The organism is Mycobacterium sp. pV006, assembly GCF_041287115.1.
Taxonomy (GTDB): domain Bacteria; phylum Actinomycetota; class Actinomycetes; order Mycobacteriales; family Mycobacteriaceae; genus Mycobacterium.
The window spans coordinates 85,117-99,926 of sequence record NZ_JBGGKT010000014.1 but is presented as its reverse complement, the minus strand read 5'-3'; the positions used below and the strand labels follow the sequence as shown (position 1 = coordinate 99,926).

Sequence of the window (14,810 nt, the reverse complement as noted above, 5' to 3'; positions counted from 1 at the left end):
AGCCCTGCGCGCGTCCTGCGATGGGCATCGACCCGCTGCCGAATTTGCCGCACGGATTACGCTGGCCCTGTGGTTGTCGCAAAAACTCCTGATGACGGCACCGCCCTGCCAGGGACCTGACGCCGCGACAGTGTTGGGCGTCCCAGACGTCGATTGCGTGGCGTCGTAGACTCTCGGGGGTCGAGAGGCGTTGCAACGGATCTCTGGTGTACACCGGTGTCCGCCACGCTCGGCAGAGTCAAGGACGCCTTCCGCAATGGAAGGAGCGCACATGAACGCCGCTGATACGAACACCCTTGCGCCGAACGTCCGTCCGGACTGCACCGACGAGCTGACCTCGGCGCTGCAGCAGCGCATCCTGGTGATCGACGGCGCGATGGGCACGGCGATCCAGCGCGACCGGCCGGACGAAGCCGGTTACCGCGGTGAGCGCTTCAAGGACTGGCCCAGCGATCTGCAGGGCAACAACGACCTGCTGAACCTGACCCAACCGCAGATCATCGAGGCGATCCACCGCGAGTACCTCGAAGCCGGCGCCGACATCCTCGAGACCAACACGTTCAATGCCAACGCGGTGTCGCTCGGCGACTACGGCATGGAGGAGTTCAGCTACGAGCTGAACCACGCCGGTGCGGCACTGGCGCGCGCGGCCTGCGACCAATTTAGCACCCCCGACAAACCGCGGTATGTCGCCGGCGCGCTGGGCCCCACCACGCGGACCGCCTCGATCTCACCGGACGTCAACGACCCGGGCGCGCGCAACGTCACCTACGACCAACTGGTCGCGGCGTACCTCGAAGCCGCCAACGGCCTGGTCGACGGCGGATCCGACATCATCATCATCGAGACCATCTTCGACACCCTCAACGCCAAGGCCGCGATCTTCGCCGTCGAGACCCTCTTCGAGGAACGGGGACGCCGCTGGCCGGTGATCATCTCGGGCACGATCACCGACGCATCCGGGCGCACCCTGTCCGGCCAGGTCACCGAGGCCTTCTGGAATTCGATCCGGCATGCCAAGCCGCTCGCGGTGGGCCTCAACTGCGCGTTGGGCGCACCCGAGATGCGGCCCTACATCGCCGAGATGTCGCGTATCGCGGACACTTTCGTGTCCTGCTACCCGAACGCGGGCCTGCCCAACGCTTTCGCCGAGTACGACGAGACCCCGCAACGCCAGGCCTCCTACGTCGCCGACTTCGCCGACGCGGGCTTCGTCAACCTGGTCGGCGGCTGCTGCGGGACGACGCCGGCGCACATCGCCGAGATCGCGAAGGTCGTCGAGGGCAAGCCGCCGCGGCAGGTGCCGGAGATCCCGGTGGCCACCCGGCTGTCGGGTCTGGAGCCGCTGAACATCGACGACGACTCGCTGTTCGTCAACATCGGTGAGCGCACCAACATCACCGGTTCGGCCCGCTTCCGCAACCTGATCAAGGCCGAGGACTACGACACCGCGCTGTCGGTGGCCCTGCAGCAGGTCGAGGTCGGCGCGCAGGTCATCGACATCAACATGGACGAGGGCATGATCGACGGCGTCGCCGCGATGGACCGCTTCACCAAGTTGATCGCGTCCGAACCCGACATCAGCCGCGTCCCGGTGATGATCGACTCCTCCAAGTGGGAGGTCATCGAGGCCGGCCTGAAGAACGTGCAGGGCAAGCCGATCGTGAACTCGATCTCCATGAAGGAGGGCGAGGACAAGTTCATCCGCGAAGCCCAGCTGTGCCGCAAGTTCGGCGCCGCCGTGGTCGTGATGGCCTTCGACGAGGAGGGGCAGGCCGACAACCTCGAGCGCCGCAAGGAGATCTGCGGGCGGGCCTACCGGATCCTCACCGAGAAGGTCGGCTTCCCGGCCGAGGACATCATCTTCGACCCGAACTGCTTCGCGCTGGCCACCGGTATCGAAGAACACGCCACCTACGGCATCGACTTCATCGAGGCCTGCGCCTGGATCAAGGAGAACCTGCCCGGGGTCCACATCTCCGGCGGCATCTCCAACGTCTCGTTCTCGTTCCGCGGCAATAACCCGGTGCGCGAAGCCATCCACGCGGTCTTCCTGTTCCACGCCATCAAGGCCGGACTGAGCATGGGCATCGTCAACGCCGGCGCGCTGGTGCCCTACGACTCGATCGACCCCGAGCTGCGGGAGCGCATCGAGGACGTCGTGCTCAACCGCCGGCCGGACGCCGCCGAACGCCTGTTGGAGATCGCCGAGCGGTTCAACAGCAGCGACAAGGCCGACGACCCCGCGGCCGCGGAGTGGCGATCCCTGCCGGTCCGTGAGCGCATCACCCACGCGCTGGTCAAGGGCATCGACGCCCACGTCGAACCCGACACCGAAGAACTGCGCGCCGAGATCGCCGCTGCCGGCGGCCGGCCCATCGAGGTGATCGAGGGACCGCTGATGGACGGCATGAACGTCGTCGGCGACCTGTTCGGCTCCGGGAAGATGTTCCTGCCGCAGGTGGTCAAGTCGGCGCGCGTGATGAAGAAGGCCGTCGCGTACCTGCTGCCGTTTATCGAGCAGGAGAAGGCCGACGCCGGCACCACCGGGTCCAAGGACACCAACGGCACCATCGTGATGGCCACGGTCAAGGGCGACGTGCACGACATCGGCAAGAACATCGTCGGGGTTGTGCTGCAGTGCAACAACTTCGAGGTGATCGATCTCGGGGTGATGGTGCCGGCGCAGAAGATTCTCGACGCGGCCAAGGAGCACGACGCCGACATCATCGGCCTGAGCGGCCTGATCACGCCGTCGCTGGACGAGATGAGCAACTTCGCCGTCGAGATGGAACGCGCCGGACTGGAGATCCCGCTGCTCATCGGTGGCGCCACTACCTCGCGTGCCCACACGGCGGTGAAGATCTCGCCGCGCCGCAGCGGTCCTGTGGTGTGGGTCAAGGACGCGTCCCGATCGGTGCCGGTGGCAGCGGCGCTACTCGACGACAAGCAGCGCCCGGCGCTGCTGGAGGCCACCGAGAAGGATTACGCCTCGCTGCGGGAACGGCACGCCCAGAAGAACGACCGGCCGATGCTGACCCTCGAGAAGGCCCGCGCGAACCGCACGCCGATCGAGTGGGACGGCTACACCCCGCCAGTGCCCGCACAGGGACTCGGCGTCCGTGAGTTCCTGGACTACGACCTCGCCGAGCTGCGCGAATACATCGACTGGCAGCCGTTCTTCAACGCGTGGGAGATGAAGGGGCGATTCCCCGACATCCTCAACAACCCGGTCACCGGGGACGCGGCGCGCAAGCTCTACGACGACGCGCAGGAGATGCTCGACACGGCGATCAAGGAGAAGTGGCTGACCGCCAACGGCGTGATCGGATTCTTCCCGGCCAACGCCGTCGACGACGACGTCGAGATCTACACCGACGACTCCCGCACCGAGGTGTTGACCACGCTGTACAACCTGCGCCAGCAGGGCGAGCACCGCGAGGGCATCCCGAACCGGTCCCTCGGCGACTTCGTCGCGCCCAAGGAGACGGGTCTGGCCGACTACGTCGGCGCGTTCGCCGTGACCGCCGGTCTGGGCAGCACCGAGAAGATCATGGAGTTCAAGGCGGCGCTGGACGACTACAGCGCGATCCTGCTGGAGTCGGTCGCCGACCGGCTCGCCGAGGCGTTCGCCGAGCGGATGCATCAGCGCGTGCGCAAGGAGTTCTGGGGCTACCAGCCCGACGAACAGCTGGACAACGACGAGCTCATCGGCGAGAAGTACCGCGGCATCCGTCCCGCGCCCGGCTATCCGGCCTGCCCTGAGCACACCGAGAAGACCACGCTGTTCGACCTGCTCGACGTCACCAAGCGCACCGGTATCGAGCTGACCGAGTCGATGGCGATGTGGCCGGGTGCTGCGGTCAGCGGCTGGTACTACTCCCACCCGCAGTCGCAGTACTTCGTGGTGGGCCGAATCGCCCACGACCAGGTCGCCGACTACGCGAAGCGCAAAGGCTGGACTCTGAAGGAAGCGGAGCGCTGGCTGGCGCCCAACCTCGGCTACAACCCGGAGGACTAGTGGCCCGCGCCCAACCGGCCTGACAGGCGGTCGTGACGGTCGGCGGAATCCTGGTTCAGGCCGACGATCTCGACCTCCTTGCCGCGGGCGCGGTACTTCGTGGCGACGGCATCCAGGGCGGCCACGCTCGACGCATCCCAGATGTGGGACTCGGACATGTCGATGACGACGGTGTCCGGGTCCCCGGCGTAGTCGAACTGGTACACCAGGTCGTTGCTGGAGGCGAAGAACAGTTCGCCGCGTACGCGGTAGACCACCCGGTCGGCAGTCGGCTCGGACCGCTGCACGACCACCAGGTGCGCGACGCGGCGGGCGAACAGCACCATCGCCGTCAGCGCGCCGACGATCACGCCGTAGGCCAGGTTGTGGGTGAGCACCGTGACCGCCACGGTCGTCGCCATCACCAGCGTCTCCGAGATCGGCATCCGCCGCAGCGTCGACGGGCTGATGCTGTGCCAGTCCAGCGTGGCCACCGACACCATGATCATCACCGCGACCAGCGCGGCCATCGGGATGAGACCGACCACGTCGCCCAGTCCCACGACCAGACCGAGCAGGAACACCCCGGCCAGGAACGTCGAGATGCGGGTCCGCGCGCCGGACACCTTGACGTTGATCATGGTCTGCCCGATCATCGCGCAGCCACCCATGCCGCCGAAGAATCCGGTGACGATGTTGGCCACGCCCTGACCCCACCCCTCGCGCGTCTTGTCGGAGTGGGTGTCGGTGATGTCGTCGACGAGTTTGGCGGTCATCAACGACTCCATCAGTCCGACCAGGGCCATCGCCAACGCGTACGGCGCGATGATCGCGAGCGTCCCGGTGGTCAGCGGCACATTCGGGAACAGCAGCGCCGGCAGACTCGACGGCAACTCACCCTGATCGGCGACCGACGGCAACTCGGCACCGAGACCGACCGCGACGACGGTGAGCACCACGATCGCGATCAGCGGCGCCGGCACCGCCTGGGTCACCTTGGGCAACAACACCATGATCAGCAGACCCGCGACGACGAAGGGGTACACCAGCGAAGGCACGCCGATCAGATGCGGCAACTGCGAGGTGAAGATCAGGATCGCCAGGGCGTTGACGAATCCGACCATCACGCTGCGCGGGACGAAACGCATCAGCCGCGCCACCCCGCACACGCTGAGCACGATCTGCAAGAGCCCGGCCAGGATGACCGTCGCGATGAAGTAGTCGACGCCGTGGTCGCGTGCCACGGGCGCGATCACCAGCGCCACGGCGCCGGTTGCGGCCGAGATCATCGCCGGGCGCCCGCCGACGACGGCGATGGTCACCGCCATCGTGAACGACGCGAACAACCCCATGCGTGGGTCGACCCCGGCGATGATCGAGAACGAGATCGCTTCCGGGATCAGCGCGAGCGCCACGACCAGTCCGGCCAGCACCTCGGTCTTCAGTCGGCGCGGAGATCGCAACGCCGCCCACACCGAGGTGCTGGGATCGCCGGCTTCGCGCACGACGGGACTGGGCAAGGTGGGGCGGGTCACAATTCTCCAATCGGATTGCCGCACAAGATCAGAAGTCGGACATTCCAGTGCCGCGGCGGCAGGCTGAATCTACCCGAGATCGCCGTGGCGGCAGGTCCATGACCGTGCATGCCACAATGGCGGACATGCGAGCGGTGTTGTGGGACATGGACGGTACGCTCGTCGACTCCGAAAAGCTGTGGGACATCTCACTGCAGGCGCTCTACCGACGCCTCGGTGGCGTCCTGACCCCGGAGGTGCGCGCCGCGACGGTCGGGGGGTCCTCGGAGACCGTGATCGGCATCGTCTATGCCGATCTGGGCCTGGAACCCGACCCCGACGCGATGGCCGAGTCGGCGGCGTGGGTGCACGACTACACCGGTGAGCTGTTCGCCCAAGGCCTGCCGTGGTGTCCCGGCGCCCGAGAACTTCTCGACGCACTGGGTGAAGAGGGCATCCCGATGGCGTTGGTGACCAACACACTGCGCGGACTCACCGAGCGTGCGTTGGATTCCATTGGGCGGGACTACTTCTCCGTGACGGTGTGCGGTGACGAAGTGCCCACCGGCAAGCCGGCTCCGGACCCGTATCTGCGGGCTGCCGAGCTACTGGGGGAGAAGCCAGCCGACTGCCTGGCCGTCGAGGACTCCGTCACCGGCACCGCGGCCGCCGAGGCGGCCGGCTGCGCGGTGCTGGTCGTGCCGAACGAGATCCCGGTGCCCACGGGACCGAGACGCCGACATGCAGACTCGTTGGACCAGCTCGACGTCACCGACCTGCGACGAATCCATCGCGTCATCGCGACGGAGGGCGCCAAGCGCGCTTAGCGCCGCGCAGTTGCGGGAACCTGCCCCACCACGAAGCCCGAGTGCTTCAATGTGACCTATATCACGCAAAGATGCGGAGGGCGGCAGATGGCGGGTCAGGGCGGTCCTGTCGGGGAGACCCCGGAGATCTTCGACGAAGACCAAGACTTCTCGTCGGGCAAGACCGCGGTGCGCATCGCGTCGGTCGCCGCACTGGGCGGCTTGTTGTTCGGCTACGACAGCGCGGTGATCAACGGCGCGGTGGACTCCATCCAGGAGGACTTCGGCATCGGCAACGCCGAACTCGGCTTCGCGGTCGCCTCGGCGCTCCTGGGCGCCGCGGTGGGAGCCATGACCGCGGGACGCATCGCCGACCGGATCGGACGCATCGCCGTGATGAAGATCGCCGCGGTGTTGTTCTTCATCAGCGCGTTCGGCACCGGACTCGCCCCCGATGTCTGGGCGATCGTGTTGTTCCGGATCGTCGGCGGTATCGGGGTCGGGGTGGCCTCGGTGATCGCGCCGGCCTACATCGCCGAGACCTCGCCGCCGGGCATCCGCGGCCGGCTGGGTTCCCTGCAGCAGCTGGCGATCGTGTCCGGAATCTTCCTGTCCTTCGCTGTGAACTGGGTTCTGCAGTGGGCCGCGGGCGGAGCCAACCAGCCGCTGTGGTTCGGCGTCGATGCGTGGCGCTGGATGTTCCTGGCGATGGCGGTACCCGCCGTGGTGTACGGCACCCTGGCCTACACCATCCCCGAGTCGCCGCGTTATCTCGTTGCCAGCCACAAGATTCCGGAAGCGCGGCGGGTGCTGACCAAGCTGCTCGGACAGAAGAACCTCGAGATCACCATCACCCGGATCCGCGAGACGCTCGAACGCGAGGACAAGCCGTCCTGGCGGGACCTGCGCAAGCCGACCGGCGGCGTCTACGGCATCGTCTGGGTGGGTCTGGGCCTGTCGATCTTCCAGCAGTTCGTCGGCATCAACGTGATCTTCTACTACTCCAACGTGCTGTGGCAGGCGGTCGGGTTCAGCGCCGACGAATCGGCCATCTACACCGTCATCACGTCGGTGATCAACGTGCTGACCACGCTGATCGCGATCGCCCTGATCGACAAGATCGGCCGCAAACCGCTGCTGTTGATCGGTTCGAGCGGCATGGCGGTCACCCTGATCACGATGGCGGTGATCTTCGCCAACGCCACCATCGGTCCCGACGGCAATCCCAGCCTGCCCGGTGCGTCCGGGGTGGTCGCGCTGATCGCGGCGAACCTGTTCGTCGTCGCGTTCGGGATGTCCTGGGGCCCGGTGGTCTGGGTCCTGCTCGGCGAGATGTTCCCCAACCGCATCCGCGCAGCGGCGCTCGGCCTGGCCGCGGCCGGGCAGTGGGCGGCCAACTGGCTGATCACCGTGACCTTCCCCGGACTGCGCGACCACCTTGGTCTGGCGTATGGCTTCTACGGCCTGTGCGCGGTGCTGTCCGGCCTGTTCGTCTGGCGCTGGGTGCGCGAGACCAAGGGTGTGTCGCTGGAGGACATGCACGGCGAACTCCTGCGCGATGAGGTGCGCGGCTAAGGCTGCGGCGGCGTATGCGGGTTGTAGCGCAGGCCGTCGGCGGTACTCCACGCCTGGGTGACCTCGACGTCGGTCGACGCTGCGGGAACGAAGTCGTCGACATACGGCGAGCAACCCACGGTGTGGGCGATGTCCAGCGCCGGCGCTGCAAGGGACTCCAGCGACATCGTGACGGGACGGGGCATCACCTGGACCACGCAGTCGCCCGCCACGACGGTGACGCTGCCGAGGTAGTTCAGGACGAAGACGTACTCATCGGATTTCCGCCCGGGTAGCTCGTAGGCGTCCGATTGCTCACCGAGGGCCTCTGTTGCCATCATCGCCCGCACCCGCGCGGCCTCGGCGTCCCCATCCCGGACACGGTGCACGTAGACGGACAGCGTCCGGCTCGTCAGCGGGTCCCGGTCCGCCCACGCGCACCACAGGGAGTTCTCGAAGATGTCGGGCTCGAAGGATGAAGCGATGTTCGTCGAGATCATCGACCTGACGTCGAACAACGGATCGAGGATGTCGGAGATGGCCTTGCGGCGCTGCGTATAAGTCGAAGCCTGAGCTCGGCGTTCCGGCACCATCACCGTATCTTCGTCCCCGGTCGCCATGACCGAAGGCGGCTTTTCCGGCAAGCCGTGAAAGAATCGCCCCCTGTGAAGACCTTCGATGCGTTGTTCGCGGAGTTGAGCGAGCGTGCACGCACGCGCCCGGCCGGAAGCGGCACCGTCGCCGCGCTCGACGGCGGCGTGCACGGCATCGGCAAGAAGATCCTCGAGGAGGCCGGCGAGGTGTGGCTGGCCGCCGAGCACGAGAGCGACGAGGCGCTGGCCGAGGAGATCAGCCAGTTGCTGTACTGGACGCAGGTCCTGCTGCTGGCTCGTGGCCTGACCCTCGACGATGTGTACAGGAAGTTGTGACATGCTGCGCGTCGCTGTCCCCAACAAGGGCACGCTGAGTGAACCTGCCTCCGACATCCTGTCCGAGGCTGGCTACCGGCGGCGGACCGACACCAAGGATCTGACGGTCGTCGACCCGGCCAACGGGGTGGAGTTCTTCTTCCTGCGACCCAAGGACATCGCGATCTACGTCGGCTCGGGTCAGCTCGACTTCGGGATCACCGGCCGTGACCTGGCCCGCGAATCCGACGCGCCGGTACGCGAACGGCTGGCCCTGGGTTTCGGGTCCTCGACGTTCCGGTACGCGGCCCCGGCCGGGCGGGACTGGACCGTCGCTGACCTCGCCGGCAAGCGCATCGCCACCGCGTTCCCGAACCTGGTCCGGAAGAACCTGGCGGCCAACGGAATCGAAGCCACCGTGATCAGACTCGATGGCGCCGTGGAGATCTCGGTGCAACTCGGGGTCGCCGACGCGATCGCCGACGTGGTCGGGTCCGGCCGCACCCTCGGCCTGCACAACCTCGTCGCGTTCGGCGACCCGCTGTGTGACTCCGAAGCCGTGCTCATCGAACGCGAGGGCGCGGAGGAGAACGCCGCCGCGCGTGACCAGCTCGCCGGGCGCGTGCAGGGCGTGGTGTTCGGTCAGATGTACCTGATGCTGGACTACGACTGTCCGCGCAGCGTTCTCGACAAGGCCATCGAGGTGACGCCCGGGCTGGAGTCGCCGACCATCGCCCCGCTGGCCGACCCCGACTGGGTGGCAGTGCGCGCGCTGGTGCCCCGTCGCGCCGTGAACTCCATCATGGACGAGTTGGCGGCCATCGGCGCCAAGGCGATCCTGGCCACCGACATCCGGTTCTGCCGCATTTAGTTCGAGAGCGCCGTTCGCGCGGGCGGATCGCGTGTTAGCGTCCGGGTGACAACCACCGCCCGGAGGTCCGATGACCCAGCTTTCGGTTCTGATTCTGGCGCTGCTCATCGGTGTCGTCGCGGGTGCGCGCGCGCTGACCGCCCCGGCCGTCGTGGCATGGGGCACCCTGTTCGGTTGGATCGACGTCGGTGACAAGTGGTCGGAGTGGATGGCGCATCCGATCACGCCCACCGTCCTGACGATCTTCGCGCTGGCCGAGCTGGTCACCGACCAGCTGCCGGCCACCCCGAGCAGACGGGTACCGGCGCAGTTCATCGCGCGGCTGATCAGCGGCGGCTTCTCCGGCGCGGTGATCGGCAGCGCGTTCTTCCACACGTTCATCGGTACCGGAGCCGGGATGGTCGGTGCGGTGCTGGGGACGCTGGCCGGTGCCGAACTGCGGCGGCGGCTGGCCGAACGCAACGGCAGGGACCGGCCGGGAGCGGTCATCGAGGACGTGATCGCCGTCGGCGCAGCGTTTCTCGTCGTCTATCTGGTCAGCCTCGTCTAGGCGCGACGCATGACACAACGATTCGACGCGATCATCGTCGGCGCCGGACAGGCCGGTCCGCCGCTGGCCGGACGGCTGACCGCGGCAGGTCAGACGGTCGCGGTGATCGAGCGGAAACTCGTCGGCGGCACCTGCGTGAACTACGGGTGCATCCCGACCAAGACGCTGATCGCCAGCGCGCATGCCGCCCACATGGCCCGGCGGGGCGGTGACTTCGGGATCGTCACCGCCGAGGTGGCCGTCGACATGGCCGCGGTGAAGGCCCGGAAGGACCGCATCGCCGTCGGCGACCGCAACGGCGTCGAGTCGTGGCTGGAAGGCATGGACGGCGCCACCCTGATCCGCGGCCACGCACGATTCACCGACCCCCACACGCTGCGCGTGGACGACGAGTTGCTCAGCGCCGATCGCATCTTCCTCAACGTGGGTGGTCGCGCCGTGGTCCCCGATCTGCCCGGTCTCGACGACGTCGACTACCTGACCAATGTCGGCATCCTCGATCTGGACGTGGTTCCCGAACACCTTGTGATCGTCGGTGGGAGCTACATCGCGTTGGAGTTCGCGCAGATGTACCGCCGCTTCGGGGCCGAGGTGACGGTGCTCGAGAAGGGGGCCCGCCTGGCGCGGCGCGAGGACCCCGACGTCTCCGCCGCGATCCGGGAGATCCTCGAGGCCGAAGGGGTCCGCATCGTCGTCGGCGCCGACGACATCCGAATCGGTAAGCGGCCCAACGGTGTATCGGTCACACCGAACGCGACCGGCGATCCGATCGAGGGCACGCACCTGTTGGTGGCGGTCGGGCGTCGGCCCAACACCGACGACCTGGGGTGCGACCTCGCCGGCGTGGAGACCGACGACCACGGGTACGTGATCGTCGACGACCAGTTGCGCACCACCGCCGAACACATCTGGGCGATGGGGGACTGCAACGGGCGCGGCGCATTCACCCACACGTCCTACAACGACTTCGAGATCGTGGCGGCCAACCTGCTCGACGACGATCCGCGGCGGGTCAGCGACCGCATCTCCACGTATGCGCTCTACATCGATCCGCCGCTGGGCCGCGCCGGGCTGAGTGTCGAGGAGGTCCGGCGGTCGGGCCGCAAGGCGATGGTGGCCACGCGGCCGATGACGCGCGTCGGTCGGGCGGTGGAGAAAGGGAAGACGCGGGGCTTCATGAAAGTCGTCGTCGACGCCGAGACCGAGCAGATCCTCGGGGCGGCGATCCTCGGGGTCGGTGGCGACGAGGTGGTGCACACGATCCTCGACGTGATGACCGCCGGGCTGCCCTACACCGCGATCTCGCGCACCATGCACATCCACCCCACGGTCAGCGAACTGCTCCCGACGCTCCTGCAGGACCTCCAGCCTCTGACCTAGACTGTGTCGTGGATCACATCGGAGGTGCGCAATGACCAGGACACGATCGGACTCGCTGGCCGCGGGCGGGCTGAACTGGGACAGTCTGCCGCTACGACTGTTCGCCGGCGGGAACGCGAAGTTCTGGGATCCCGCCGACATCGACTTCACCCGTGACCGCGCCGACTGGGAGGCGCTGACCGACCTGGAACGCGACTGGGCCACCCGGCTGTGTGCCCAGTTCATTGCCGGCGAGGAGGCCGTCACCCAGGACATCCAGCCCTTCATGGCCGCGATGCGCGCCGAGGGGCGGCTCGCCGACGAGATGTACCTGACGCAGTTCGCGTTCGAGGAGGCCAAACACACGCAGGTGTTCCGGATGTGGCTCGACGCCGTCGGCATGACCGACGATCTGCAGGGCTACCTCGGCGACCTGCCCGCCTATCGGCAGATGTTCTACGACGAGCTGCCGTCCAGTCTGGACGCGCTGGCCACCGACCCGTCACCCGCGGCGCAGGTGCGTGCGTCGGTGACCTACAACCACGTCATCGAAGGCATGATGGCGTTGACGGGATACTTTGCCTGGCAACGGATCTGCGTGGACCGCGACATCCTGCCCGGGATGCAGGAACTGGTGCGCCGCATCGGCGACGACGAGCGCCGCCACATGGCGTGGGGCACCTTCACGTGCCGGCGTCACGTCGCGGCCGACGACGCGAACTGGGCAGTGTTCGAGAACCGGATGAACGAGCTGATCCCGTTGGCGCTGAAGAACACCGAGGACGGATTCGCGTTGTACGACGAGGTGCCGTTCGGTTTGGTGATGGACGAATTCCAGCACTACGCGGCCGACAAGGGGATGCGACGTTTCGGGACCATCAGCAGCGCCCGCGGGCGGCCGCCGGCCGATCTGGACGTCGATTACTCGCCGCTGCACCTGGAGGACACGTTCGCCGACGAGGACCGCGAGGCCTTGACCCCGACGGCCTGAGCCGTCACGCCCCGGCGTGACGCAGCAGGCGCAGCGCCCCGATCTCGGCGGCGTTCTTGGTCAGCTCGACGGTGACCCACAGAACGGTGTCGGCGACGGTACGGCCGGCATCGGCGCCCCACGGAAAACTCGCAGCGGCCGACATGTTCTCGTCGGTCATGTCGTCGAGCAACGAGCGCCACCGCGCCGCCAGGGTCCGCACGCGGGTGACCGCGGCCGCACCGTCACCCGCCCACGTGACCTCCGACGGGGCGCGGACCGGCGCGCCGGTCACGGCGTCGATCGCCGCGCTCCACCAGAAGTCGACGTGCCACGTCAGCCACGCGATCGTCGGCACCGGAACCGGATCGGGCTCCAATTCGGCGAAGTCGGCGTGCCAGACCCCACGGCCGTCGGGGTGCACCGTCCAACAGTTCTCGGCCGGCCGCCACAGGAAGTCGGCCTCGTCGAGTCTGTCCAGGTGCAGCTCCGCCAACGCCCAACTCAACTCGAACTGGCGGCGCACCGCATCGATCACGGCAGGCGCTGCACCAGCAGCGTCTGCGCACAGGTGCCGACGAAGCCGGTGCGGTCGAAGACCTCCGCGGTGGTCACCCCGATGCCGTCGGGGCCGATGGAGCCCAGCGCGCGGACCCCGAAATCGTCGCCCTCGGGCAGGCGTTGCAGATGCACGACGGTGTCGGTGTTCATGAACACGAAGCGCTGCGGATCCAACGCCGCGCCGATGCCGTTGCCGGAATCCACCACCATCGCCAGCCGCTGCACCGCCGTCGTGGGTTCGGAATCCACCAGCGGCACAAGCGGACTCATCCACGCCTCGGCAGCCGCGCCGTCCGGGGTGGGTTGCTTGCGCCAGCTCACCGTCTCCAGGTATCCGGGAGCTCCCGCCCACGCGTGGCTCAGCCCGGTGTCGGGGCCCTCCACCAGCGGTGCGTAGCGGGGGCGGGCGACGTCACGGGTGTCGCTGGGGGCGATCAGCCACGCGCTGACCCGCGCCACGGTACGCCGGGTGCCGTCGGGCAGGTCGGCGCGCATCTCGGCGACCATCAACGAGATCCGCGTACCGGGTCGGTCCACCCAGGCCCGAACGCGCACCGGCGCAACCGGAATCGCACCGAGGATGTCGAGGGCCAGGCGCGCGATACGCAGACCCGTGCCGGCGGCGAGCTCTTCGATGGTCTTGGTCAGCAACGCCAGGGGCGGCGACCCGTGCTGGATGCGGGGGTCCCAGTTGCTGCGGGTGCCGTCGGTGGATTCGAAGACGGCCTCGTCGCCGTCGGCGGCCAGGCGCCGGTACAGACAGTCGGTCATGCGGCCGGCTCGGTCGCCTGCAGCACGGCGTCGGGGTCGCCGTCGTCGTGGACCTCCGGCCAGCCCGGGTACGGCGGCGGTGTGCCGCCGAAGGTCGGGCACAGCGACTGGTGGGCGCACCAGTTGCACAGGCGCGACTGATTCGGGCGGAAATCGCCGGTGGCACCCGCTGATTGGATGGCACGCCAGATGGCCATCAACGTCTTCTCGAATCGCAGCAGCTCGTCATGGGCGGGGGCGTAGTCCAGCACCTGACCGTCGGCGAGATAGAGGAGCCGCAGCTGCGCGGGCAGCACCCCGCGGGAACGCAACAGCGCCACCGCGTAGAACTTCATCTGGAACAACGCCTTGAACTCGGCCAGCGCCCGCGCCTCCGGCGGCGCCTTGCCGGTCTTGTAGTCCACCACCCGCAGCTCGCCGGTCGGGGCGACGTCGATGCGGTCCACGAAACCCCGCAGCAGTGTCCCGTCGGACAGCTCGACCTCCACGCGCTGCTCGCAGCTTTGCGGGTCGAAGCGGGTGGGGTCCTCCAGCCGGTAATAGCCGGCCAGCAGCACGCGCGCCTGCTCGAGGAGTTCGTCCCGCAGCGTCGGCTCGACCTCGGCGGCCAGCGACGGCTGCTCGGCCACGACCTGTTCCCACGCCGGCGTCACCAGCGACAGCGCCGTGGCGGGCTGCCGGTCCGGTGGCGGCAGCGAATAGAGCTGTTCGAGGGCGGCGTGCACCACCGAGCCGCGGATCTGCGCGGTCGAGGACGGCTCGGGGAGGCGGTCGATGGCCCGGAAGCGGTACAGCAGCGGGCACTGCTTGAAATCGGCGGCCCGCGACGGCGACAGCGCGGGACGCCGCGTCACTCGTCCCGCCGGTTCGTCCATGTGCCCCACCATAGGACGGGCGTCGGACAACCCCGGATACCCGCGGCGGCGCGTCTGGTGGCAGGCTCTTC

The 14,810-nt window shown here is 67.9% G+C and carries 13 protein-coding genes; 8 read left to right on the top strand and 5 right to left on the bottom strand.

Features of this window, described 5'->3' with window-relative positions:
- Positions 1-271: 271 nt before the first annotated feature.
- Positions 272-4,021, top strand: a complete 3,750-nt coding sequence (gene metH / locus ACAG25_RS19955) for a methionine synthase (RefSeq protein WP_370490210.1) — start codon at positions 272-274, stop codon at positions 4,019-4,021.
- Here the strand turns inward: metH and ACAG25_RS19950 are convergent.
- On the bottom strand, positions 4,018-5,535 hold the full coding sequence (locus ACAG25_RS19950; RefSeq protein ID WP_370490209.1) for a SulP family inorganic anion transporter: 1,518 nt from the start codon (positions 5,533-5,535) through the stop codon (positions 4,018-4,020). The genes metH and ACAG25_RS19950 overlap by 4 nt on opposite strands.
- 125 nt (positions 5,536-5,660) lie before the next feature.
- Here ACAG25_RS19950 and ACAG25_RS19945 point away from each other — a divergent pair, with 125 nt between their 5' ends.
- Entirely contained in the window at positions 5,661-6,341 is a 681-nt protein-coding gene (locus ACAG25_RS19945; RefSeq protein WP_370490208.1) for an HAD family hydrolase, read from the top strand.
- A gap of 87 nt (positions 6,342-6,428) precedes the next feature.
- Positions 6,429-7,895 carry a sugar porter family MFS transporter gene (locus ACAG25_RS19940; RefSeq protein ID WP_370490207.1) on the top strand — a complete coding sequence of 489 codons (1,467 nt, stop codon included), beginning with the start codon at positions 6,429-6,431 and terminating at the stop codon, positions 7,893-7,895.
- Here ACAG25_RS19940 and ACAG25_RS19935 read toward each other — a convergent pair.
- Positions 7,892-8,494, bottom strand: coding sequence for a hypothetical protein (locus ACAG25_RS19935; protein WP_370490206.1), 603 nt, complete (start codon positions 8,492-8,494; stop codon positions 7,892-7,894). The genes ACAG25_RS19940 and ACAG25_RS19935 overlap by 4 nt on opposite strands.
- Before the next feature lie 27 nt (positions 8,495-8,521).
- Here ACAG25_RS19935 and ACAG25_RS19930 point away from each other — a divergent pair, with 27 nt between their 5' ends.
- From ACAG25_RS19930 to ACAG25_RS19910, 5 genes are all read left to right on the top strand, one after another.
- Complete coding sequence (locus ACAG25_RS19930; RefSeq protein WP_370490205.1) at positions 8,522-8,803, top strand: phosphoribosyl-ATP diphosphatase; 282 nt, start codon at positions 8,522-8,524, stop codon at positions 8,801-8,803.
- A 1-nt stretch (position 8,804) separates the two neighbouring features.
- Positions 8,805-9,653: an ATP phosphoribosyltransferase gene (hisG, locus tag ACAG25_RS19925; protein ID WP_370490204.1), complete on the top strand. Its 849-nt coding sequence runs from the start codon at positions 8,805-8,807 to the stop codon at positions 9,651-9,653.
- Between the two features lie 70 nt (positions 9,654-9,723).
- Positions 9,724-10,203 (top strand): DUF4126 domain-containing protein, encoded by a 480-nt coding sequence (locus tag ACAG25_RS19920; protein WP_370490203.1) that lies wholly within the window; start codon positions 9,724-9,726, stop codon positions 10,201-10,203.
- A gap of 9 nt (positions 10,204-10,212) precedes the next feature.
- On the top strand, positions 10,213-11,583 hold the full coding sequence (locus ACAG25_RS19915) for an FAD-containing oxidoreductase (RefSeq protein ID WP_370490202.1): 1,371 nt from the start codon (positions 10,213-10,215) through the stop codon (positions 11,581-11,583).
- Between the two features lie 31 nt (positions 11,584-11,614).
- Positions 11,615-12,553, top strand: a complete 939-nt coding sequence (locus ACAG25_RS19910; protein ID WP_370490201.1) for a R2-like ligand-binding oxidase — start codon at positions 11,615-11,617, stop codon at positions 12,551-12,553.
- 4 nt (positions 12,554-12,557) lie between these two features.
- Here ACAG25_RS19910 and ACAG25_RS19905 read toward each other — a convergent pair whose 3' ends face one another.
- Genes ACAG25_RS19905 through ACAG25_RS19895 form a run of 3 tightly spaced genes read right to left on the bottom strand, consistent with a single transcriptional unit; the run spans position 12,558 to position 14,739 of the window.
- On the bottom strand, positions 12,558-13,070 hold the full coding sequence (locus tag ACAG25_RS19905) for a DinB family protein (protein WP_370490200.1): 513 nt from the start codon (positions 13,068-13,070) through the stop codon (positions 12,558-12,560).
- Positions 13,067-13,864, bottom strand: coding sequence for a thioesterase family protein (locus ACAG25_RS19900; RefSeq protein WP_370490199.1), 798 nt, complete (start codon positions 13,862-13,864; stop codon positions 13,067-13,069). The genes ACAG25_RS19905 and ACAG25_RS19900 overlap by 4 nt, the downstream gene beginning before the upstream one ends.
- Positions 13,861-14,739: a RecB family exonuclease gene (locus tag ACAG25_RS19895; RefSeq protein WP_370490198.1), complete on the bottom strand. Its 879-nt coding sequence runs from the start codon at positions 14,737-14,739 to the stop codon at positions 13,861-13,863. Before ACAG25_RS19895 ends, ACAG25_RS19900 begins: the two co-directional genes overlap by 4 nt.
- Between the last annotated feature and the right edge of the window lie 71 nt (positions 14,740-14,810).

Excerpts from the sequence above, each read along its gene's own strand:
- metH (WP_370490210.1), top strand. The coding sequence starts at position 272 with ATGAACGCCGCTGATACGAACACCCTTGCGCCGAACGTCCGTCCGGAC.
- ACAG25_RS19945 (WP_370490208.1), top strand. The coding sequence starts at position 5,661 with ATGCGAGCGGTGTTGTGGGACATGGACGGTACGCTCGTCGACTCCGAA.
- ACAG25_RS19940 (WP_370490207.1), top strand. The coding sequence starts at position 6,429 with ATGGCGGGTCAGGGCGGTCCTGTCGGGGAGACCCCGGAGATCTTCGAC.
- ACAG25_RS19935 (WP_370490206.1), bottom strand. The coding sequence starts at position 8,494 with ATGGCGACCGGGGACGAAGATACGGTGATGGTGCCGGAACGCCGAGCT.
- hisG (WP_370490204.1), top strand. The coding sequence starts at position 8,805 with ATGCTGCGCGTCGCTGTCCCCAACAAGGGCACGCTGAGTGAACCTGCC.
- ACAG25_RS19920 (WP_370490203.1), top strand. The coding sequence starts at position 9,724 with ATGACCCAGCTTTCGGTTCTGATTCTGGCGCTGCTCATCGGTGTCGTC.
- ACAG25_RS19915 (WP_370490202.1), top strand. The coding sequence starts at position 10,213 with ATGACACAACGATTCGACGCGATCATCGTCGGCGCCGGACAGGCCGGT.
- ACAG25_RS19910 (WP_370490201.1), top strand. The coding sequence starts at position 11,615 with ATGACCAGGACACGATCGGACTCGCTGGCCGCGGGCGGGCTGAACTGG.
- ACAG25_RS19900 (WP_370490199.1), bottom strand. The coding sequence starts at position 13,864 with ATGACCGACTGTCTGTACCGGCGCCTGGCCGCCGACGGCGACGAGGCC.
- ACAG25_RS19895 (WP_370490198.1), bottom strand. The coding sequence starts at position 14,739 with ATGGACGAACCGGCGGGACGAGTGACGCGGCGTCCCGCGCTGTCGCCG.